At 57.7% G+C, this 21,087-nt stretch carries 19 protein-coding genes; 5 read left to right on the top strand and 14 right to left on the bottom strand.

Going from position 1 to position 21,087, the window contains the following annotated elements; all coding sequences use genetic code 11:
* Positions 1-62: 62 nt before the first annotated feature.
* From LA04_RS07470 to LA04_RS07480, 3 genes are all read right to left on the bottom strand, one after another.
* Positions 63-731, bottom strand: coding sequence for a GntR family transcriptional regulator (locus tag LA04_RS07470; protein ID WP_047651054.1), 669 nt, complete (start codon positions 729-731; stop codon positions 63-65).
* A gap of 254 nt (positions 732-985) precedes the next feature.
* Complete coding sequence (locus LA04_RS07475; protein ID WP_047651055.1) at positions 986-2,026, bottom strand: NADP-dependent oxidoreductase; 1,041 nt, start codon at positions 2,024-2,026, stop codon at positions 986-988.
* A 65-nt stretch (positions 2,027-2,091) separates the two neighbouring features.
* A complete protein-coding gene (locus LA04_RS07480; protein ID WP_032643265.1) occupies positions 2,092-2,667 on the bottom strand; it encodes a helix-turn-helix domain-containing protein in 576 nt (191 codons plus the stop codon).
* A gap of 148 nt (positions 2,668-2,815) precedes the next feature.
* Between LA04_RS07480 and LA04_RS07485 the strand changes: the two genes are divergently transcribed.
* Positions 2,816-3,334: a GNAT family N-acetyltransferase gene (locus LA04_RS07485; RefSeq protein WP_033145680.1), complete on the top strand. Its 519-nt coding sequence runs from the start codon at positions 2,816-2,818 to the stop codon at positions 3,332-3,334.
* A complete protein-coding gene (locus tag LA04_RS07490) occupies positions 3,331-3,780 on the top strand; it encodes a DMT family transporter (protein WP_032656841.1) in 450 nt (149 codons plus the stop codon). Before LA04_RS07485 ends, LA04_RS07490 begins: the two co-directional genes overlap by 4 nt.
* A 3-nt stretch (positions 3,781-3,783) precedes the next feature.
* Here LA04_RS07490 and LA04_RS07495 read toward each other — a convergent pair whose 3' ends face one another.
* Together LA04_RS07495 and LA04_RS07500 are read right to left on the bottom strand one after the other, a co-directional pair.
* Positions 3,784-4,017 carry a YdcY family protein gene (locus LA04_RS07495; protein WP_047651056.1) on the bottom strand — a complete coding sequence of 78 codons (234 nt, stop codon included), beginning with the start codon at positions 4,015-4,017 and terminating at the stop codon, positions 3,784-3,786.
* A gap of 55 nt (positions 4,018-4,072) precedes the next feature.
* The gene (locus LA04_RS07500; protein ID WP_047651057.1) at positions 4,073-5,671 is read right to left on the bottom strand and encodes an ABC transporter substrate-binding protein; all 1,599 of its coding nucleotides are present in this window, start codon (positions 5,669-5,671) and stop codon (positions 4,073-4,075) included.
* Between the two features lie 283 nt (positions 5,672-5,954).
* Between LA04_RS07500 and LA04_RS07505 the strand changes: the two genes are divergently transcribed.
* Genes LA04_RS07505 through LA04_RS07515 form a run of 3 tightly spaced genes read left to right on the top strand, consistent with a single transcriptional unit; the run spans position 5,955 to position 12,455 of the window.
* Complete coding sequence (locus tag LA04_RS07505; protein ID WP_047651058.1) at positions 5,955-7,301, top strand: SrfA family protein; 1,347 nt, start codon at positions 5,955-5,957, stop codon at positions 7,299-7,301.
* A 4-nt stretch (positions 7,302-7,305) separates the two neighbouring features.
* Positions 7,306-10,281, top strand: a complete 2,976-nt coding sequence (locus LA04_RS07510; protein WP_047651059.1) for a virulence factor SrfB — start codon at positions 7,306-7,308, stop codon at positions 10,279-10,281.
* On the top strand, positions 10,278-12,455 hold the full coding sequence (locus LA04_RS07515) for a virulence factor SrfC family protein (protein WP_047651060.1): 2,178 nt from the start codon (positions 10,278-10,280) through the stop codon (positions 12,453-12,455). Before LA04_RS07510 ends, LA04_RS07515 begins: the two co-directional genes overlap by 4 nt.
* Before the next feature lie 30 nt (positions 12,456-12,485).
* Here the strand turns inward: LA04_RS07515 and LA04_RS07520 are convergent, their stop codons facing one another.
* The 9 genes from LA04_RS07520 to ymcF form a co-directional block, all read right to left on the bottom strand.
* Positions 12,486-13,241, bottom strand: a complete 756-nt coding sequence (locus LA04_RS07520; protein WP_047651061.1) for an alpha/beta fold hydrolase — start codon at positions 13,239-13,241, stop codon at positions 12,486-12,488.
* Between the two features lie 86 nt (positions 13,242-13,327).
* Positions 13,328-13,501, bottom strand: coding sequence for a GhoT/OrtT family toxin (locus LA04_RS07525; RefSeq protein WP_013096478.1), 174 nt, complete (start codon positions 13,499-13,501; stop codon positions 13,328-13,330).
* Positions 13,502-13,684: 183 nt separating this feature from the next.
* On the bottom strand, positions 13,685-15,109 hold the full coding sequence (gene patD / locus LA04_RS07530) for an aminobutyraldehyde dehydrogenase (protein WP_047651062.1): 1,425 nt from the start codon (positions 15,107-15,109) through the stop codon (positions 13,685-13,687).
* Between the two features lie 24 nt (positions 15,110-15,133).
* Positions 15,134-15,940, bottom strand: a complete 807-nt coding sequence (locus LA04_RS07535; protein ID WP_047651063.1) for an ABC transporter permease — start codon at positions 15,938-15,940, stop codon at positions 15,134-15,136.
* The gene (locus tag LA04_RS07540; RefSeq protein ID WP_047651064.1) at positions 15,930-16,874 is read right to left on the bottom strand and encodes an ABC transporter permease; all 945 of its coding nucleotides are present in this window, start codon (positions 16,872-16,874) and stop codon (positions 15,930-15,932) included. The genes LA04_RS07535 and LA04_RS07540 overlap by 11 nt, the downstream gene beginning before the upstream one ends.
* A gap of 1 nt (position 16,875) precedes the next feature.
* Entirely contained in the window at positions 16,876-17,889 is a 1,014-nt protein-coding gene (locus LA04_RS07545; protein ID WP_047651065.1) for an ABC transporter ATP-binding protein, read from the bottom strand.
* A 17-nt stretch (positions 17,890-17,906) separates the two neighbouring features.
* On the bottom strand, positions 17,907-19,052 hold the full coding sequence (gene ydcS, locus LA04_RS07550; RefSeq protein ID WP_029741508.1) for a putative ABC transporter substrate-binding protein YdcS: 1,146 nt from the start codon (positions 19,050-19,052) through the stop codon (positions 17,907-17,909).
* Between the two features lie 271 nt (positions 19,053-19,323).
* Positions 19,324-20,733 carry an aminotransferase-like domain-containing protein gene (locus LA04_RS07555; RefSeq protein ID WP_047651066.1) on the bottom strand — a complete coding sequence of 470 codons (1,410 nt, stop codon included), beginning with the start codon at positions 20,731-20,733 and terminating at the stop codon, positions 19,324-19,326.
* A gap of 82 nt (positions 20,734-20,815) precedes the next feature.
* Entirely contained in the window at positions 20,816-21,004 is a 189-nt protein-coding gene (gene ymcF, locus LA04_RS07560) for a cold shock small protein YmcF (protein ID WP_023335881.1), read from the bottom strand.
* Positions 21,005-21,087 lie beyond the last annotated feature (83 nt).

Here is a 21,087-nt window from a genome sequence, read left to right on the forward strand (position 1 = left end):
CAGGAGTTATTCATCAGCTAAATAATTAGGCGTGATATATAGTCGCTCTGTTAAATAATCGCTTAGTTAAAATATTGTCGCTGTAAAAGCAAATTCGCTTCATCAATCACCTTATCAATCGCCTTCTGGCAGGCAACAACATCTCTTCGCTCAAGGGCGGAAAGGAGTTCTTCATAGTGATATGTCGAGGCTTTGATGTCGTTAAGCTCCTGATGCAGATAGTTCATACAGGGCCCGATGCGCACCCACAGCTGCTCAATTAATGCATTAAGCGTAGGCATTTCCGCATACTGATAAAGCGTGAACCGGAAGACGCGATTCGCATGCAGTGCCTGCTGGACGTTCCCGTTGCGCATGGCCTCATGAAAGGCATCCGACAATTTGCGCAACGCCTCCAGTTTGCTATCAGACATATTATGACAGGCTGCGGCGACCGCCATCGGCTCAAGCTGCTTGCGGATGGCGTTAATCTCGTTATAGCGCTCCAGCGTGACCTCCGGAACCAGAAATGCCTGCGCCGGCGTGGCGTGTAACGCCCCTGATGACACCAGGCGCAAAAGCGCCTCGCGAACAGGGGTAATACTGGTGCCTAATTTATCGGCGATCTCTTTTGTAATCAGTCGTGCTCCTGGTTTTAGGGAGCCTGTTATTAACGCCCCTTTCAAACTGTGTTCAACCTGCATGGTAAGGCTAACCCTTTGGGCTTTTTCTAAGTGATCCAAATCAAGCATGTGAAATTCCTGTAGCTAAAACTTAATGCTATTTTTAAACGCCAGTTTTAATAAAACGACGCCGGCCCGATATATCCTGTATCGTTATGCCTGGTGGTGGGAAGTACGTAAAAACATCAAAAAAGCAAAATTTGTTTTTTTATTGGTTCCGGGCCCATCCGGGATGCGGGCGCGAAATGCCATGTCCATTAATTAAAGACAATATATCGTATCTTCACAAATAAATATGGCGGGAAACCCCGCCATAGTGCTGTTTATTTATTGTCGCTCGCGACGCGAATCACGACTTTGCCGAAGTTACGCCCTTCAAGCAGGCCAATCAGCGCCTCGGGCGCGTTCTCCAGCCCGTCCGTTATCTGTTCGCGATAGTGAATTTTGCCCTCCTGCCCCCAGCGTCCCATCGCCTCCTGGAACTCCTTAATGCGGTGACCGTAATCCTGGCCGATGATAAAGCCCTGCATACGAATGCGTTTCTTCAGGATGGTTGCCATCAGGAGCGGCAGGCGATCCGGCCCCTCGGGCAGGCCCGTCGCATTGTAGCCGCTCACCAGGCCACACACCGGCACGCGCGCGGAGGTATTCAGTAACGGCAGCACGGCGTCAAATACTTTCCCGCCGACGTTTTCATAATAGACATCAATTCCTTTCGGGCAGGCGCGTTTCAGCTGTTCGGCAAAGTCCGCCGCGTGGTGATCCAGACACAGGTCAAACCCGAGGACCTCAACGGCATGGCGGCATTTTTCAGCCCCACCGGCGACGCCGACCACCCGGCAACCTTTAATTTTGCCGATCTGCCCGACGGTCGCGCCCACCGGGCCTGTCGCCGCGGCGACCACCAGCGTTTCACCCGCTTTTGGTTGCCCGATATCCAGCAATCCCATATAGGCGGTGAAGCCCGGCATACCCAGAATACCCAGCGCCCAGGAAGGATGAGACGGATTTTCGCCCAGCTTCACCAGGCCGCTGCCGTCCGAGAGTTCATATTCCTGCCAGCCGCTGTAGCCCAGCACCCACTCCCCGGCGTTGAACTCGGGATGATTCGACTGCTCAACGCGACTGACCGTTCCCCCCACCATCACCGCGCCAATCTCAACCGGAGGGGAATAGGATGGCGCATCGCTCATGCGGCCCCGCATGTACGGGTCCAGCGACAGCCAGACGGTACGCAGCAAAAGCTGCCCCTCACCAGGGGCGGGAACAGGCTGCGTTTCCAGACGAAAATTTTCCGCCACCGGCGCGCCCTGAGGACGGGAGGCCAGTACCCAGCGGCGATTTTGTGAAACAGGTTGATTCATCGGGATCTCCTTCTGGTACAAATGTCATTACAGCCTGGCTCACGAATGGCGTTATCGCATTAGCATTACGAGCCAGACTGGTTAAGCCGTACAACCAGATAGATGCAGGGTTCATTCGTTTCGTTGATGAACCGGCAGTCATTTGGCGGCCCCAGCTCAAGACAGTCTCCGGCGTGCATCTCGTGGCGCGTATCGCCCTCCTGAAACACCAGCTCGCCGGACTGAAGCCAGATAAGCTGACGTGCCAGCGCGTAAGAAGATGCAGGCATCGGAACATCGCTGCCCGCAGGCAGTTCAACCTGAACAAGGTCGATGGGCAGATCGGTGCGGGGAGAAACATGGCGGCGGAGGTAGTGCGTCTGAGGGTCGCGCCAGACGGGCTGGTTTGCAAGGCGCAGCAGCTTGCCTTCCTGCATTTCGGCCCGGGCAATCAGCGTGGACATGCTGATGCCAAACGCGCCGGACAGACGGGCGAGCAAGGTGGCTGTCGGGCTGCTGTCTCCACGTTCAATCTTGTGGATCATCGCGCGCGAGACCCCTGCCCGGTCAGCAAGCTCGCTCAGGGACCATCCGCGAGACTCGCGTTCAAGGCGAATTCTTGCGCTAATCCGTTGATTCATTGTGTCTGTTATGGTGTTCATGACGTCATACTATAGTGTATGAACGGCATTTCAATGGGCTTTTGATAACAAAAAAATATGGCTTATGCCGTAGCGATCGGGCAGTACAGTTGTGTAATATCGTAGCTACCGCGTAATACTATAGTGAACAACACACAGAGGGTTAATCATGATCGTTCGTCATGCCTGCAAGGAAGACTGCGCTGCGATAGGCGAAATCTACAACCACGCGGTGCTGCATACTGCCGCGATCTGGAACGATAAAACCGTCGATACCGATAACCGAATCGCCTGGTTTGAGGCGCGCACGCTCGCGGGTTACCCGGTTCTGGTGAGTGAGGAAGACGGCGTTATCACCGGTTACGCCTCTTTCGGCGACTGGCGCGCCTTCGACGGTTTCCGTCATACGGTTGAGCATTCTGTCTACGTCCACCCGGACCATCAGGGCAAAGGCATTGGCCGCACGCTGATGATCGCGCTGATAAACGAGGCCCGCGCCATCGGTAAACACGTGATGGTGGCCGGTATTGAAGCGCAAAACCATGCCTCGATTCATCTCCATGAAACGCTTGGTTTTGTCACCACGGGGCAGATGCCGCAGGTGGGAACCAAGTTTGGCCGCTGGCTGGACTTAACCTTTATGCAGCTGCAGCTGGACGAGCGCAGCGATCCGGACGCCATCCCATGAATCAATCCCTGACCCTGGCGTTTCTGGTGGCGGCGGGAATTGGCCTGGTGGTGCAAAATACCTTAATGGTGCGTATCACCCAGTCCTCTTCCACCATTCTTATCGCGATGCTGCTGAATTCGCTGGTCGGCATTGTGCTGTTTGTCAGCATTCTGCTGCTGAAACAGGGCGTCGCCGGGTTTAGCGAGCTGGCCGCAACGGTACGCTGGTGGACGCTCATCCCGGGGCTGCTGGGGTCGTTTTTCGTGTTTGCCAGCATCAGCGGGTATCAGAACGTTGGCGCGGCGACGACCATCGCCGTGCTGGTGGCAAGCCAGCTCATCGGCGGGCTGGTGATGGACGTGCTGAGGAGCAACGGCATTCCGCTCCGCGCCCTGATTGGCCCGGTATGCGGCGCGGTGATGCTGGTGGTCGGAGCCTGGCTGGTGGCGCGACGCCAGTTTTGAACGTTACAGTATGGTGCCGCCTTTGGTCAGCTGTTCCTCACGCGCGTCTATCTCTTCTTTATGCTGCTTGCCGTGATGCGAAATCGCGGTACGCAGGCGCTGCTGCTGGGTATAGCGATCTTCCCGGCTCAGCTCTGCATCATCGCTTAATTCGATCAGCAGTTCATTCATATGGGTAATGACGCCCTCTTCAATGGCGGCATCCACCAGGGCGGTAACGTCGTTTAAATGTGACATTGTCACTCCTTGTTATGAGCCCGGTGGCGCTACGCCGTACCGGGCAATAAAACGCTTAGTTCAGCTTCGCCTTAGAGAAATCGCTGCCCATCAGGCTTACGCTGTATCCCGTCACGTTGCTGCGGGTCGCATAGAACGTTTTCCCGTTTGCCAGTGCGATCCAGGGCGCCTGCTGGTAGAAAATCTCCTGCGCCTGGCCGTAGAGTTTCGCACGCTCGGCCGGGCTGCTGGTCAGCTTCGCTTTTTGCACCAGATCATCATAACCCTTATCGCACCAGCGCGCGGCGTTTGATCCGGTTTTAATGCTGTTGCAGCCCAGCAGCACGTCGGCAAAGTTGTCCGGGTCGCCGTTATCGGACATCCAGCCAAACAGCGCGGAGTCATGTTCGCCTTTACGCATCCCGGAGAGATATTCGCCCCACTCGTAAGAGACAATTTTGGCCTTCACGCCGACTTTCGCCCAGTCGCTCTGGATCATCTCCGCGATACGACGCGAGTTCGGATTATACGGACGCTGAACCGGCATTGACCACAGCGTGACTTCCGCCCCCTTCTCCAGCCCCGCCTGCTTTAGCAGCGCTTTCGCTTTTTCTGGATCGTAGCTGTAGTCTTTCAGGTCTTTATTAAAGCCCAGCATATTTGGCGGGATCGGCGATTTTGCCACCGTACCGGAACCCATAAAGACCGCATTGACGATAGCCTTCTTGTCGGTCGCGTAGTTAAGCGCCTGGCGCACCAGCACGTTATCAAACGGTTTTTTCTCGGTGTTAAACGCCAGATAGCCGACGTTCAGCGCATCGACAGAGTGCAGCGTCAAATCTTTGTTCTTTTTAATCACGTCAAACTGAACCGGGGACGGTGCAGGAATGATTTGACACTCGTTGGTCTGCAGCTTCGCCAGACGGGTCTCCACGTTAGGGGTAATGGAGAAGATCAGGTGTTTGGTCGGCACCGCGCCATCCCAGTAGTTCGGGTTAGCAACATAGCGAATCAACGAATCCACTTTGTACTGCTGCAGGACATAAGGCCCGGTACCAATCGGCCAGGTGTCTACGTTTTCAGGCGTGCCTTTTTTCAGCATCGCGTCGGCGTATTCGGCGGAGAGAATGGAGGCGAAATCCATCCCCCAGTCGGCCAGAAACGCGGCGTTGGGCTCGCTGAGGGTGAACTGAACGTGATAATCATCGACCTTTTTCACGTCCTGAATCAGCTTATCGAGCCCGACATCGTTAAAGTATTCGTAGTTGCCCTGCGACACATTATGGTACGGGTGTTTAGGGTCTTTCTGACGCATAACCGAGAAAATAACGTCATCGGCGTTAAAGTCGCGCGTCGGTTTGAAGTATTTATTGCTGTTGAACTTCACCCCTTTGCGCAGAGCAAAGGTATACGTCTTACCGTCCGGCGAAATCGTCCATGACTCCGCCAGCGACGGTACCGGGGTGTTTTTTACCGGGTCGAAATTGATCAGGCGGTTGTACAGTACCTGAGAGCTGGCCACGAAAGACGGGCCAGAGCTGGCGATTTGCGGGTTGAAGGACTCGGGGGACGCTTCAGAACAGTAAATAAGGGTGTCGTTGTTTGCGGCCCATGCGGCACCGGCTGGTAAAAGAGTGCTCAGCGCGAGGGCGAGCAGTATTTTCCCTGTAGACATGGTTATAACCCTGACAGTTTTATTATATAAGACAGTAATAACAGCACAGGCGATATGACCTGGCAAATAACGAAACACTATCAGGTTATTCTAAAGCCGCGTTTTTTGCTGTTTTAACAGCCAGCGCCCGAAAAGGTGATTTGCCTTAAGGGCCGTTATTCGTCAAGCACAACCGTCACTTTCTATGCCGCAAGAAATCGGCCCTTTTAGCGTCTCTTCCCCCGTTTGGTTGCTTCCTCGTTTCGTTAAAGTAATGGTGTGAAGAAGTATATGGGATCAAATCGTGGCAAAAACTCTTTTACGCAGCGGTAACCTGGATGACTTTCAGGCCGTTGGCGGCGGCGGACAAGCCGTTTTTGAATCAGCGTTACAAATCCGGGAAGCGCTCCGGTTGCGCAAACAACAGGCCATCGTCGACTGTCTGGCTATTCCTCAGGTCAACGACAGCGGTGACCGCGTGGACTGGTATTCTCCTGTTGAAGGGAGCGTAACCAGCTGGAAAGCGGCCGATGAGGATGACCGTTATCGCGCCCTGCGCTACCTGGAAAACACGCTCGCCAGCGTCGAGTCATTAAGCAAGAAATGCCTCCAGTCGCCCAAAACCGCGCAGCAGCTTTTTGGCTCTCTGCTGTCAAAGGCGTTTCAGTTCCCGGGTGAAAACTTCCTCTTCCTGGTGGACGGAAAGCCGGTCATCAGCTTCTGGGGGTTTGTAAACCTGAACGAAAATGCGCGCGACGATGTCCTCGACTGCCTGCGTGAGTCGCTGGTCCCTGAGCCCGCCCCCGTTGTGATTGAAGATCCTGAACCCGAGCCTGAGCCTGAACCGGTTGTGGCCTTTGAACACGCCGACGAACCGCTGATCGCCCCGTCCACCGTAGTGCGCATCACGCCGGAAGATCTGTATGAGCCTGAGCCGGCCCCGGCCGTTGCGCAACCCGTTCAGGAACCGCCTGTGCCGATCGTCGCGAAAAAGCGCCGCGTTCCCGTGTGGACGCTGCCGGTTGCCGTCGCGATCGTTGCCGCCGTTGCCGCGCCGCTGATGTGGCCAAAACAGTCCCCTTCCGCTGAGCCCGCCCCGGCGCCCGCACCTCAGCCCGTAGAGATTGCACCAAAGCCGATCAAAGCGGTTGAGCCGCTGGCCATGAAATTACCGCTGCATCAGGCAGAGGTCCTGGCAAGCAAAGAAAAAGAGCCTGCTCCCGTTCCTGCACCACAGCCTGCCCCGGTGGTGATTGTCGCCATCCCGAAAGACGCCATGGTGATGGAAGCGAATCAGGTGAAAGCGGGATCGACGCGTTTCCTGAACGGCACCTGGCGTGCGGTTCTCGACGTGAAAGATCCGGTCACCGGCAAGCCGCCGTCAATGCGCTATCAGATCCAGAACAATAAAGGCTTCGCCCGGGTTGTCCATGGCGACAACGTTGTCTGCCGCGCGGAAGTGTTCTCCGGGCTACACAGCAACGGCGAGCTGATGATTAAAAGTCGCGGTACTGCCCGCTGCACCGACGGCTCCCGCTACCCGATGCCGGAGGTTGCCTGTAAAGCAGGCGCCAGCGATATCGCAGAATGTCGCGCCCGTTATGATGCCAATACCGTCGTTCCCCTGACGTTCAAGAAAGCAGGTGCCTGATCCTATGCTGGTAAATCTTTGCGACTATAAACAAAGCGTCACGCTTATTGCCAACAGCGGCGTGCAGTTCCTTGATTTTGGTCTGACGCCGCAGGACACCGCCAGCAACGGGCGCTTCGTACGTAAAACCGCGAACGGCCCGCTGCTGCGGCTCGATTTCGACCTGGTTAACGGGCGCTATACCGTGCCTGGGACGAACGGCGGGCAGCCTGAAGTAGTTAAGCCGGAAACCACCATCCCGCTACATCAGTCCCTGGCGGTGCTGGACGGCGTCTGGCTCCCGGTTCCGTTTCTGCGCTTCAACCCACCGCGGACCTTCGTTGAGGGGCCGGATAACTGGGCCCGCGTTCAGGTGCGCAGGCTGGATACACCCGACACGGCGGGCAATACGCACCGCGTCACTCTCGCCCTTGACAGCCAGATAGCCGAACACGCCACGTCCGCCCTGTCCCCGGTTGAAAACGATATTCTGAACGGGACCCGATTCGCGCTGGCCTGGCGAGACAACGAAGTTGAAAATTTCCTCGACCAGACCTGGATTGACGGCTGGCTGCGCGAGGCATTTACCCAGTATGCCGACGGCGTTGAAAACCGCTCAGAACGCGATCTCCAGCAGGCGATGCGCGGGTTTGAATATCAGGCCCACTGGCTTAACCTGCTGACCATGCTCGGTGAACAGCTCACCGTGCCGGAGGTGAAATTTGTTACCCATACGCTCAGCACGCCAGCCATTCCGGTCGACCTGATCCTCGACGTGGGCAATACCCACACCTGCGGCGTCATTATTGAAGACCACGGCGACGCCAACGATGGCCTGCGCCAGACCGCCGAGCTGCAGGTCCGCTCGCTCAGCGAGCCGCAGTTCCTGAATGCGCCGCTGTTCACCAGCCGTCTCGAGTTTTCGGAGGCGCGCTTCGGCAAGCAGCACTTCTCGGTTGAAAGCGGTCGCGAAGATGCCTTTGTCTGGCCGTCGATTGTTCGCGTGGGCGATGAAGCCCGCAAGCTGGCGATGCAGCGTCTGGGAACAGAAGGCAACAGCGGCATCTCCAGCCCGCGTCGCTACCTGTGGGATGAAACGCCGGTCGTGCAGGACTGGCGCTTTAGCCAGATGAACAGCAAAACCCAGCGTGAGCCGCTTGCCACCGCGTTTCCGCTGATGAACCTGATGAACGATGACGGCGAGCCGCTCTTCACGCTGCCGCAGGACGAGCGGCTGCCGGTCTTCTCGCCGCAGTACAGCCGCAGTACGCTGATGACGCACATGCTGTGCGAGCTGCTGGCGCAGGCGCTGGGGCAGATCAACAGCGTCGCCACGCGCCTGCGTCTGGGCTTCCCCGCGTCACCGCGCCAGCTGCGCACCCTGATCCTGACCCTGCCCTCGGCCATGCCAAAGCAGGAGCGCGAGATTTTCCGTCGCCGCATGTTCGAAGCCATCGCCATCGTCTGGAAAGCGATGGGCTGGCACCCGCAGGATGAGGATTTTGTCACCCGCAAACAGCAGGATAAAAGCGTGGTGCCGGTTCCTGAAATCCAGATGGAGTGGGATGAAGCCAGCTGCGGTCAGCTGGTCTGGCTGTATAACGAAGCGATCTCCCGCTTTGGCGGCCAGACCGAAGCCTTCTTCGCCTCCCTGGCCCGCCCGGACCGTGAGCCTGAGCCGGGTAGCCAGCCGGGCCGCGCGCTGCGCGTCGCGTCCATCGACATCGGCGGCGGCACAACGGATATGGCGATCACCCATTATCAGCTGGATGACGGTTCTGGCAATAACGTCAAAATCACCCCGCAGCTGCTGTTCCGTGAAGGCTTCAAAGTCGCTGGCGACGATACGCTTCTGGACGTGATTCAGCGCTACGTGTTGCCCGCGCTGCAAACGCAGCTGCAGAAATCCGGTATCGCGGACGCCTCGCTGCTGATGGCGTCGCTGTTCGGCGACTCCGGGCGTATCGATACCCAGGCGGTACTCCGTCAGCAAACGGCGCTTCAGCTGTTTATGCCGATTGGCCACGCCATTCTTGCCGCGTGGGAATCGAGCGACGTTGACGATCCGCTGGCCGGTCTGCATGCCACCTTTGGCGATCTCCTGGCGCAGAAACCGACGCGCAACGTCATGAACTATCTGCAGCAGGCGATCGACCATGCCCTGCCTGCGGGTTCAGACGCGTTTGACCTGTTCGCGGTGCCGCTGCACGTGAATTTCCGCGAAATGCAGGATGCGATGCTGGCCGGGCAATTTACGCTGGCCTCGCCGCTCCACGCAGTGTGCGAGGCGATATCCCATTATAGCTGCGATGTTCTGCTGATCACCGGACGCCCCGGCTGCCTGCCTGGCGTTCAGGCGCTGATTCGTCATCTGCAGCCGGTGCCGGTCAACCGCATCGTCTGGCTGGATAAATACCAGGTGCACGAGTGGTATCCGTTCAGCCAACAAGGGCGCATTGGCAACCCGAAATCAACGGCCGCCGTGGGGGCTATGCTCTGCAGCCTGGCGCTCGACTTGCGTCTGCCGCGCTTCAACTTTAAAGCCGCGGACATTGGCGCGTATTCCACCGTGCGGTATCTCGGCGTGCTGGATAACACTGTTAATACCCTGCGCGAGGAAAACGTCTGGTATCAAGATATCGACCTCGATAAGCCGGGCGCGAAGCTCGACGCGCGTCTGTACTTCCCACGTAACGTTACCCTCGGCTTCCGCCAGCTGGCGAACGCGCGCTGGCCCGCCACGCCGCTCTACACGCTTAGCATCAACTCGGCTGAACTGGCGAAAGCCATTGCCGGTGACGGCGTGCTGAACGTGCGGCTGAAGCTCTGCGGCGGCAGCAAGCAGGAAGGCCCTGAGGCCTTCGAGCTGAGCGATGCCTGGCTGCAGGACGGCACGCCGGTTGCCCCTGACGCATTAACCTTCAAATTGAATACCTTGGCCGATCGCCGACATAGCGGCAGCCACTACTGGATCGACAGCGGGAGCGTATACCTGAAATGACAGCGACGACGACCACCACTCAGGCCTTAATCGGGTGGATTAATGAGACGCGCCTGAACGCCCCTGTGCTGGATAACGATGCTGACGCCCTGCTTGCTCGCATCAACGCGGCGCAGGCGCGGGAACAGGCCATTGAACGCGCCATGACCCGCCAGAGCAGCATTGGGCTTTACGGCCATTCGCAGAGCGCGAAAGCCCATCTGCTGTTGTCCCTGTGCGGCAGCGGTAATGGACGCCTGAACGTAACGCCGGGCCAGCGCACCTTTGACTATTTTTCGCATATCAATCCGGGACATGCCCTGACCAACATGGCCGTCCGCTTTACCCGTGAAAACACGGAGGTGGCGGATGAGGCGTTCCCGCTGCGTCTTAGCCTGGTCACCGAGGCCGAGCTGGTACAGCTGTTTATTGCCCGCACGACGCTGCATCCGCAGATGCGCGCGGTGGATAAGGCGGTCATTGAGACACGTCTGGACAAATGGCGCGGGCTGCGCCAGCCGCAGGGCGTGCCCGGCATCACGGCTCAGGAAGTGGGGGCGATAGCCCGCTTCTGGCAAAGCACCGTACCCGCCGCTAAACAGCAAATTGACGATGCCCTGTGGCATGAGTTCGCCCGGCTGGTGCCTTCTCTCGATCTCAGCACGCGGGCCAGCGTCTGGTCGCTGCTGTGGGGCGAGCAGCAGGAGTTGACCCAGCAGTGGTTAAAACTGGCCCATGTGCTGCACCAGACCAGCCATGCCGGGGAGCTTGCTGCCCCGCTTAGCCTGCTGGTGGACAGCTTTGGCCTGCCGGGTGAGGGTTTCCTGACGCACGACGGCACGTTAGATCTCCAGGACGCGCAGGAGACGCTGCTTCATCCGCTGAATAGCGGTGAAATGCTAAACGCCATCAGCATCCCCGTCGACGTGCTGACCTTGCTGACCCGCGAGCTGGTGCTGCCGGTTGAGAACGGCGCGCTGGATAACGTCGATATTATTGATATTCCGGTCTTTGAAGATAACAGTGCCGACCCGCTACGCCAGGCGAAGTCCCAGTGGCTGCTCGAGCATTACCGTCAACAGCTTCAGCCGGATGTGCTGGTGATTTGCAATGCGACGGCGCAGCACGAGCAGACGGCCAAAAAAGCAAAAGTGTTAATGAACTGGGTCAAGGAGACGCAGCCTGCTGAAGAATCTGCCCTGCCGGGGCTGGTATGGGCGATTACCCCTCACGACGCCCGCTTTACCACCCGGCAGAATCTCGATGAAGCCGTGCAGCATCTGCTCGGAAAGCCGGGTTTACGCTGGGGCACGCTGCAGGCGCTGGACAGCCACAGCATGCAGCGCGTCATCGAATGGCTGTCTCAGGCCACGCTGCCCGCGCAGCGACAGAAGCGTCTCGGCACGCTGAAAGGCTTGCTGCGACAGGAGCTCTCATCGCTGATGCAAAGCTATCTGGCGCCGCTGGTAGAAGAACCGGGGACAAGACGCGCTCAGGCCGAAAGCATGGTGCGCACGCTGCAAAGCAGCGCCGCCCGCCACGGCGAACTGCTTGAAGGCCTGCTGCCGCCGCTGAAAGCCTTTGAAACGCTGCTCACCGTTCAGCAGCCGCGCGAGGAGCAGGTGAACGGACTGTTTACGGACACGATTGACCTGTTTGCCGAGAATACGCAGGAAAGCACCGGCCTGTTCCAGACAAAAGACAAAGCGCGTCTGGCGCACAGAGTCTGGATAAATCATCTGCGTCAGTGGAGCCGCAACGAGGCAACGGCCGCCCGTCTTGGGCTGGAGCCTGAGGTATTACAGCAAATCGCGGATGTGCTGGTGGTCACCAGCTACCGGCTTAATCTGCCTCAACAGCTTCAGCGCATTGTCGAAGCGGATAAAAGCAGCGCTGCACAGCTGCATGCCGTGATGGGCAATTTCATTGGCTGGCTGGGTTACGACCAGACGCCCGTGGCGACGCGCCCGGCAAGCCGCATCCGCAAGGGCCAGGCCATCTTCGTCACGCCGGTGGTCAGCAGCGCGGAGCCTCGCCTGACCCGCCTGGGGGAACAGCCCGTGCATGCGGCCACCGCGTACGTTTACGACTGGCTGGTTGCACTCTATAGCCGCGCGATAGAGAACATTGATTACCAGCATCCGCATGATGTTCAGCCCGGTGCTCGCCGGGCTTTACAGGCGTTATTGCGCTGAGATGTCGGCCCGCAGCCATGCGGGCCATTTTCACCGCGCCATACAGCCAACGATCGTCTGCGCCATCGCAGAAGGGTTTTCCCACGACATTGAATGCCCTGCCGCAGGAATGATTTTCACCTCGACGCCCTTTTGCTTCAGACTTTCCACATCGTCATCCGGAAGAGACTGCTCGCCGAAAATCAACGTTACCGGGCAAGGAAGTGACAGAAACTGCGCTTCCCATTCCGGTTCAACGCCCGCCACCAGGCTCGATGCACCCCGCCAGACGGCATACGGCGCATTGCTCTGCAGGCACCCGGCCCACGCCGTTTTTTCCGCGCCGAGCATGGCGTCATAGCCCTGCGTCAGAAACTGCTGCTCGGTTTGCGCCGCAATAGACCGGCTGAACATGCCCCCGCCCGCGTGAAAATTAGGCTCTGACACCATCAGGCCCTTCACGCGCGACGCCAGCAGCCCCGCCGTTTCGATAGCAATGCTGCCGCCCATGCTGTGGCCGTATAACCAAAAGGACTCCAGCTCTAGATGGTCAATCAGTTCCGCCACTACGTGCGCCTGGTCGGTGGTTTTATAGCTGTAGTGCTCAGGCTTGTCGCTGTAGCCGCTGCCGGGCAAATCGATGAGAATCGCTCTTCGCGCGCCAAACAGCGGGTCATGAACGACACGGGGATATTCATAGGAAGAGGCGCAGCCCAGCCCGTGAATGAACACCACGGGATCGCCGGTGCCGGGCAGGTCATGCCAGCGCACGGTACAACCGGCCTGCTGCGAGTAAAAACTGTTCATAAACACTCCTTTTACGATGCACTGTTTATTTATACAGTTACCGTATCTGGAATGCCATATTCATCTTTTAAAAATGGAAGCGTGCTTCAGAAAAGCGAGACCAGCAGCGCAACGGGAAAGCTCATTGGCCAGGTTGACCCCACCAGAAAAGCGCTGAGCAGGCGGATACGTTTGCGGTCTTTAGAGAGGAACCAGGTAATTAATGCGCAGATGGAAGCCATGATTGCGTAAAAAACCAACATCTTTTGATACAACGTCATTCTGTATACCAGAGCCGAAAAAATAACCGCACGCAATATGCGTCATATGTTGATACAGATCAAGTTTTTTCGTTACAGAATAACCACTTAAAAATTATGGATAGTAACAATTGAGTATATTGCGTAACACTCATGGCGGGCGCGGGAAACGCCTGGCCGCGCATGCGACCAGGCATGGCGGGCTTAGTGTTTGATCATGACATGCCGCACGACCGTATAATCCTCAAGCCCGTAGACCGACATATCTTTGCCGTAGCCGGATAATTTCATGCCGCCGTGCGGCATTTCGCTCACCAGCATAAAATGAGTATTCACCCAGGTGCAGCCGTACTGCAGCCGCGCGCTCAGGCGATGGGCGCGGCCCACGTCTTTGGTCCAGACCGATGACGCCAGGCCATACTGCGAATCGTTCGCCCAGGCCAGCACCTGCGCCTCGTCATCAAACTCGGTGACGCTCACTACCGGGCCAAACACCTCGCGCTGAACGATGGCATCGTCCTGTTTTGCCCCCGCCAGCAGGGTTGGCTGGAAGTAGTAGCCCGCCCCCTCTTTTTTGCTCCCGCCGGTGACAACGCGGATATGACCGAGCGCTTTCGCCTCATCGACCGCCTGACAAACGCGTGAAAGATGGGCGGCTGAGCTGAGCGGCCCCAGTTCGGTAGAAGCATCCTCCGGCGCACCCATTTTGAGGCTGGCGACCGCTGCGCCCAGCTTTTCCACCAGCGCGGCATAGATGCCCTTCTGGGCATAAATCCGGCACGCCGCCGTACAGTCCTGTCCGGCATTGTAGAAACCAAACGTCCGCACCCCTTCGACAACCGCATCCAGGTCAGCATCATCAAAGACGATAACCGGCGCTTTACCGCCCAGCTCCATGTGGGTGCGTTTAATAGAGGACGCCGTATGGCCGATGATATGTTCCCCGGTAGCAATCGAACCGGTCAGCGAGACCATACGAACTTTTTCATGCCCGGTCAGCGGATCGCCGACCGTTTTACCCCGGCCAAACAGGACGTTCAGAACGCCTGCCGGTAAGATATCTTTTGCCAGCTCTCCCAGCTTCAGCGCGGTCAGGGGCGTGATCTCTGAGGGCTTAATCACCACGCAGTTCCCTGCGGCCAGCGCGGGGGCCAGCTTCCAGGCCGCCATCATCAGCGGATAGTTCCAGGGGGCAATAGAGGCAACCACGCCCACCGGATCGCGGCGGATCATCGACGTGTGGCCGTCAAGGTACTCCCCGGCGGCCAGCCCGTTCAGACAGCGGGCGGCCCCGGCAAAGAAACGGAAAACGTCGACCACCGCCGGAATTTCATCACCCAGAGCACAGTGCAGCGGCTTCCCGCAGTTGAGAGATTCGAGCCGGGCAAAGTCCTCCCCATGCGCTTCAATCGCATCCGCCAGCTTCAGCAGGCACTCGGCGCGCGTCTTCGGCGTGGTTTGTCCCCACTCCGCAAAAGCACGGTCGGCCGCCTGAACCGCCGCGTCGACCTGAGCCGCTGACGCCTCGGCAATCTCCAGCAGGAGTTCTCCAGTGGCCGGGTTATAGACCGGCTGTTTTTCTCCCTCTCCGGTTACCAGTTTTCCCTCTATCAGCAGTTGTGTTTGCATAGCATTTTCCTGTTGAATTCACTGTTATTTCCCGCTGCCGGCGATGTTCTCGCCGTCGCGGGTTAGCCACCAGGCTCCCAGAATGGGGATAGTTGTCACCAGCATCACCAGCAGTGCTACAACGTTGGTGACCGGCACGTCGCGCGGACGACCGAGCTGATTGAGCAACCACAGCGGTAACGTGCGCTCGTGTCCCGCCGTAAACGTTGTGACGATTATCTCGTCAAACGACAGGGCAAACGCCAGCATTCCCCCGGCCAGCAGCGCGGAACCCAGATTGGGCAGCACCACATAGCGGAAGGTTTGCCATCCGTCGGCCCCGAGATCCATCGACGCTTCCACCAGGCTCCAGGAGGTACGTCTGAACCGGGCAATCACGTTGTTAAACACCACCACCACGCAAAAGGTGGCGTGTCCCACCACGATGGTGAAAAACCCCGGCTCCAGATCGATCGTTTTGAAGGCCGTCAGCAGCGCCAGACCGGTGATGATCCCCGGCAATGCAATCGGCAACAGCAGCAGCAGCGAGATCGCATTCTTGCCAAAAAACTCGCTTCGCCACAGCGCCGCTGCAGCAAGCGTGCCAAGCACGAGGGCAATCGCGGTGGAGAGCGCGGCAATCTGAAGTGACAAAGTCACGGATTCAATAATGTCGCCGCGCCCCGCCGCCACGCTAAACCACTTAAGCGTCAGCCCCTGCGGCGGAAATCTGAAGGCCGCGTCTTCGGTATTGAAGGCATAGGTCGCGATAATCAGCAGCGGGAAGTGCAGGAAGATGATGCCTCCCCAGGCTGCCACTTTCAGGAACAGCGGTGCGCGTTCAGAGTGCATCGAATGCTCCCAGACGTTTCACGAACGCCAGATAGAGTGAAATCAGCACGATGGGCACGAGCGTGAACGCGGCGGCCATGGGCATATTGCCAATGGCGCCCTGCTGTGAGTAGACCATGTTACCGATGAAGTAGCCCGGCGGCCCCACCAGCTGCGGAACGATGAAATCTCCCAGCGTCAGGGAAAAGGTGAATATTGAGCCCGCCGCAATGCCTGGAATGGCCAGCGGCAGAACAACGTAGCGAAAGGTCTGCCGAGGGCGCGCGCCGAGGTCGGCTGAGGCCTGCAGTAGCGAGGCCGGCAGGCGTTCCAGAGCCGCCTGGACGGGCAGGATCATAAACGGCAGCCAGATATAGACGAACACCAGAAACCGTCCCAGCCCGGAGGTCGACAAGGTGTTGCCGCCAATCGCCGGGAGCGTAAGGAGTGAGGTCAGGATCGGCTCCAGCCCCATATGGTTGAGAAACCACTGCGCCACCCCATCCTTCGCCAGCAGCAGCGTCCAGGCGTAGGCTTTGACGATGTAGCTTGCCCACATTGGCAGCATCACAGCGATATAGAAAAACGCTTTCCACTTGCCGCGGGTGTATCGCGCCATGTACCAGGACATCGGGAATGCCAGGATGGCGCTGGCTATCGTCACCGCAATCGCCATGGTTAACGTGCGCAGGATGATGTCGTAGTTTGCCGGGTTGAAAAGTGCCTGAATGTTCGCCAGGGTCAGATCCGGCGTGACGGTCATGGTGAAATCGTCAAAGGTGTAAAAACCTTGCCACAGCAGGGTCAGAAGCGATCCTAAATAGACGATTCCAAACCACATGAGCGGCGCGAGCAGAAGCAGGAACAGGCCAAGCGACGGTTTGCGCCAGAACAGCGCCGTCATGCGGCTTAAGCGCCCGGGCGAGGCGGGAGGATGCGCAACGCTCATAGCCATTTCACCTCTCCTCGTGCAGGCGAATCATCGCCTCGCGTGACCACGACGCCATCACCGCCTGCCCCGGCGCAATCCCGCTCAGCGGCGAGATTTCACTGAGATTAGCCTGGCTCACCAGCAGTTTGACGCCATCCGCGAGCTTCAGCTCCAGCCGCGTGGCCGCCCCCTGATACTGAACGGCCTGCACGATGCCCTGAACCTGAACGTCTCCGTCCTGATTAAGGCGAATATGTTCCGGGCGCAGGGAATAGCTGCCTTCCATACCGCATAGTTTCTGCGCAAGGCCCGCATCAAAGACGTTGGAAGTGCCGACAAAACCGGCGACAAACGGCGTGCGCGGACGCATATAGAGATCGCGCGGGGTATCCACCTGCTCGATTCGCCCGTTATTGAACACCGCCACCCGGTCTGACATGGAAAGGGCCTCGCCCTGATCGTGAGTGACAAAAATAAAGGTGATGCCGAGTTCCTGCTGAAGCTTCTTCAGCTCGAACTGCATCTGTTCACGCAGTTTGAGATCGAGCGCACCCAAGGGTTCATCCAGCAGCAGGACGCGCGGCTCATTAACCAGCGCCCGGGCGATGGCAACACGCTGCCGCTGGCCGCCGGAAAGTTGTGAAGGTTTGCGGGCAACGGCAAAGCTCAGGCCCACTTTTTCCAGGGCATCACGGGCCTGCGCATGACGTTTTTTCCTGTCGATGCCTTTGACCATCAGCCCGTAGGCAATATTGTCGAGGATCGACATATGCGGGAACAGCGCGTAGTCCTGAAAGACGGTATTCACATCCCGCTCCCAGGGGGGCAGTTCGCTCGCCTCTTTGCCGAAGATAGAAATCGTCCCGCCTGACAGCTGTTCGAAACCGGCGATCAGACGCAGGCAGGTGGTTTTACCGGAGCCCGAAGGCCCCAGCATGGAGAAAAATTCTCCGTCACGAATGGCAATGGTGACCCCATCCACCGCCCGTACGTCGCCGTACAGACGGGAAACGTTGTTAAACTCTACCGCGTACGTCATGTTCTGCTCCCGGGCAATTAACGACCGCCCATGATGGCGATGTAGTCCTGCGTCCAGCGGCTGTAAGGCACAAATTTGCCGCCTTCTGCGATGGGGGTTTTCCAGAACATGATTTTGTCGAACTCGTTATAACCGTTTGTTTCGCAGCCTTTATCACCCAGCAGCGTGCTGGCCTTACACCCTTCTGCAACTACGGGCAGGGAGCCAAACCATGCGGCCAGATCGCCCTGCACTTTCGGCGTCAGCGACCAGTTCATCCATTTGTAGGCGCACATCGGGTGTTTTGCCTGCGCGTGCAGCATGGTGGTGTCCGCCCAGCCGGTCACCCCCTCTTTCGGGAAGACGGTGGCAACGGGCTGGTTCTCAGCCTTCAGCGCATTCGCCTGATACGGCCAGGCGCTGGAGGCCACAACGCCTTCATTTTTAAAGTCGCTCATCTGGACGGTGGTGTCATGCCAGTAGCGGTGGATCAGCGCGTGCTGGTCGCGAAGCACCTTGAGCACGGCGGCATACTGTTTTTCGGTGAGCTGATACGGGTCTTTGATACCCAGCTGCGGCTGCGTGGCTTTGACGAACAGCGCGGCATCGGCGATATAAATCGGGCCGTCATACGCCTGCACGCGTCCCTGGTTGGTTTTACCGTCCGGCAGATCCTGTTTAGTAAAGACCACGCTCCAGCTGTCCGGCGGCGTCGGGAAGGTTTTGGTGTTGTACATCAGCAGGTTTGGCCCCCACTGGTAAGGCGTGCCGTAGACTTTCCCGCCGACGTTAAACCATTCCCCTTTTACAATCCGCGCGTCGAGCGTTTTCCAGTTGGGGATAAGATCGGGGTTAATGGGCTGAACGCGTTTGCCCATGATCAGGCGCAGGGAGGCGTCACCTGAGGCGGTAACCAGATCGTATCCCCCTTTCGCCATCAGGCTGACCATTTCATCCGACGTGGCTGCCGTTTTGACGTTGACCGCACAACCGGTCTCTTTTTCAAACTGGGTGACCCAGTCATAATTTTTATCCGTCTGTCCGCGTTCGATGTATCCCGGCCAGGCGATAATATCCAGCCGACCTTCCCCGTCGCCGATGGCCTTTGGTGGTTCTGCGGCTTGCGCTGTCATGATAGTCATGCCGAGCGCGCACAGGCTGCTGCGGGCAAAATGTTTGCTCATAAGAGTTACTCCTGTCGCAATGAAATTTAGCGGCAGCCGTGCCGTAAAAATATCTCCCTTATTAAACGTAGACCGCGCAAATGCGCCGCACCGTATGGCTTCAGGAAATTTCATCAAGGTGTGACAGAGGGCGCATTCCCCGTTAACTGGATTATAGACAAGGAGTTAGGCGCGAAAGACGGTATGCAGATTTCCTATGACAGGGCACCGCGAAATATTCGCAGCGCCGTCATCAGGATAAGAATTGATTATTTAAATAAGGTCGAATTGATTATTCCAGCATCGTGCTAATTAATTTTCCTAACTGAATGACCGCCTGCTCTTCTCGCTCTCCCCAGGCCCAGGAGGTATTAAACCGGAAGAACGGAGTCCATGCGTCGGAGGTGGAAAACATCTTTCCAGGAGCAATGCTGATGTGGTGCGTTAAGGCCTTTTCGCTGAGCAGACCCGCATCCAGCTGCGCCGGCAGCTCCAGCCATAAAAAATAGCCGCTGTCGTTATGGTGAATTTTGACGCCGGCAGGCATATGGCGCAGAAGTGACTGCCAGGCCTGCTGTTTTCGCTCGGCGAGCGTACGCCGCAGGCGGCGCAGATGGGCGTCGTAGCGTTTGGTCGCCAGATAATCCACCAGCGCCAGCTGCACGGGCGAGCTGGTGGAGAGCGTGCTCATCAGCTGCAGCTGCTGAATGCGTCTCGCGTGTTTTCCTGCCGCAACCCAGCCGATGCGAAAACCGGCCACCAGGCATTTTGAAAAGGACGAGCAGTGCAGCGTCATGTCCTGGCGATCCCATGCTTTCGCCGGGAGCGGCTTTTCGCGGCCAAAATAGAGCTCGCTGTAGACATCGTCTTCAATCAGGGGGACGTTGTGCTGCGTTAACAGCGCGACAAGCTGCGCTTTTTTCGCAGCGCTCAGCGTGAATCCAAGCGGGTTCTGACTGTTGGTCATGATCCAGCAGGCTTTAACCGGGTACTCCTTCAGCGCCTGTTCAAGGGCATTCAGGTCAATCCCCTCGCGGACATCCGTCGCAATCGACAACGCTTTGAGCTTCAGGCGTTCCAGCGCCTGCAGCGCGCCGTAAAAACACGGGTTTTCGACTATCACCCAGTCGCCCGGCTCGGTTACCGCCTGCAGGCTGAGATTGAGCGCTTCAAGCGCGCCTGCGGTGATCACAATCTCTTCCGGGGAGATGTTCATCCCCTGCTGCGCGTAGCGACGGGCAATAGCGTGGCGGAGATCGACGTTACCCGGCGGCAGGTTCTCAATCACGCTCATCGCCGTCGCGGTTTTGCTGACGTTCGCCAGCGAGCGGTTGAGCTGCTGCAGCGGGAAAAGTCGGGGATCGGGAAACGCGGAGGCAAAAGGAACAACGGACGGGTCGCGGCTGGCCTGTAAGACGTCGAAGATGTAGGTATTAATATCCACCACTTCGTCACGCATCACCTGGGCAGGTGGAGCAGGCTGATGTGCGGTCGGGCGCGAGGCAACGTAATAGCCCGACTGCGGTCTGGCGACAATGCGCCCCTGACTTTCCAGCATCTGATACGCGTGGCCAACGGTCATAAAACTCATGCCGCTGCTCGCCACCTGCTCTCGCAGCGAAGGCAGCTTATCGCCCGGCAGCCATACGCCAAGCTCAATCTGCGAGATAATTTGTTGCGCCAGACGCTGGTATTTTTTCATCAAATTCTCCTTGTGACCGACAGTGTATATCAGCAGGAGAAAAAGAGAAGATTTAGCTAACTGTTATGGTTCGGGAAACGAATTACTTACGGTACTCGGTAACGTGGCTTTGCGCCTGACGCGCGGCGGCCAGGTGATCGAGCGTAATCATCGACGATTTGCAAAAGATGCATTTCGCGCCGAGCGGGTTTTTCTCAGACATATCAAAGACTGAGGTACGGTACTGCGAGCCATGACAGCATGGGCAGCGGAAATGAATATAAGAAGTCATAGGATTCTCCTGTGAACGTAAAAACGTAAATTACTAATGGGCCGATTGGGCAATAATGGTTTTAAAACAAAACGAATCGGAAA

The organism is Enterobacter sp. UCD-UG_FMILLET (assembly GCF_000762975.1).
GTDB lineage: Bacteria > Pseudomonadota > Gammaproteobacteria > Enterobacterales > Enterobacteriaceae > Enterobacter > Enterobacter dykesii.

What these genes read in the sequence shown, in the direction of transcription:
- LA04_RS07525 (WP_013096478.1), bottom strand. Translation starts at nt 13,501, where the DNA reads ATGACGTTGTATCAAAAGATGTTGGTTTTTTACGCAATCATGGCTTCC.
- LA04_RS07495 (WP_047651056.1), bottom strand. Translation starts at nt 4,017, where the DNA reads ATGTCACATTTAAACGACGTTACCGCCCTGGTGGATGCCGCCATTGAA.
- LA04_RS07545 (WP_047651065.1), bottom strand. Translation starts at nt 17,889, where the DNA reads ATGACGTACGCGGTAGAGTTTAACAACGTTTCCCGTCTGTACGGCGAC.
- LA04_RS07535 (WP_047651063.1), bottom strand. Translation starts at nt 15,940, where the DNA reads ATGCACTCTGAACGCGCACCGCTGTTCCTGAAAGTGGCAGCCTGGGGA.
- LA04_RS07475 (WP_047651055.1), bottom strand. Translation starts at nt 2,026, where the DNA reads ATGAATCAACCTGTTTCACAAAATCGCCGCTGGGTACTGGCCTCCCGT.
- ymcF (WP_023335881.1), bottom strand. Translation starts at nt 21,004, where the DNA reads ATGACTTCTTATATTCATTTCCGCTGCCCATGCTGTCATGGCTCGCAG.
- LA04_RS07490 (WP_032656841.1), top strand. Translation starts at nt 3,331, where the DNA reads ATGAATCAATCCCTGACCCTGGCGTTTCTGGTGGCGGCGGGAATTGGC.
- LA04_RS07480 (WP_032643265.1), bottom strand. Translation starts at nt 2,667, where the DNA reads ATGAACACCATAACAGACACAATGAATCAACGGATTAGCGCAAGAATT.
- LA04_RS07510 (WP_047651059.1), top strand. Translation starts at nt 7,306, where the DNA reads ATGCTGGTAAATCTTTGCGACTATAAACAAAGCGTCACGCTTATTGCC.
- LA04_RS07515 (WP_047651060.1), top strand. Translation starts at nt 10,278, where the DNA reads ATGACAGCGACGACGACCACCACTCAGGCCTTAATCGGGTGGATTAAT.
- LA04_RS07470 (WP_047651054.1), bottom strand. Translation starts at nt 731, where the DNA reads ATGCTTGATTTGGATCACTTAGAAAAAGCCCAAAGGGTTAGCCTTACC.
- LA04_RS07555 (WP_047651066.1), bottom strand. Translation starts at nt 20,733, where the DNA reads ATGAAAAAATACCAGCGTCTGGCGCAACAAATTATCTCGCAGATTGAG.
- LA04_RS07540 (WP_047651064.1), bottom strand. Translation starts at nt 16,874, where the DNA reads ATGGCTATGAGCGTTGCGCATCCTCCCGCCTCGCCCGGGCGCTTAAGC.
- LA04_RS07485 (WP_033145680.1), top strand. Translation starts at nt 2,816, where the DNA reads ATGATCGTTCGTCATGCCTGCAAGGAAGACTGCGCTGCGATAGGCGAA.
- patD (WP_047651062.1), bottom strand. Translation starts at nt 15,109, where the DNA reads ATGCAAACACAACTGCTGATAGAGGGAAAACTGGTAACCGGAGAGGGA.
- LA04_RS07500 (WP_047651057.1), bottom strand. Translation starts at nt 5,671, where the DNA reads ATGTCTACAGGGAAAATACTGCTCGCCCTCGCGCTGAGCACTCTTTTA.
- ydcS (WP_029741508.1), bottom strand. Translation starts at nt 19,052, where the DNA reads ATGAGCAAACATTTTGCCCGCAGCAGCCTGTGCGCGCTCGGCATGACT.
- LA04_RS07520 (WP_047651061.1), bottom strand. Translation starts at nt 13,241, where the DNA reads ATGAACAGTTTTTACTCGCAGCAGGCCGGTTGTACCGTGCGCTGGCAT.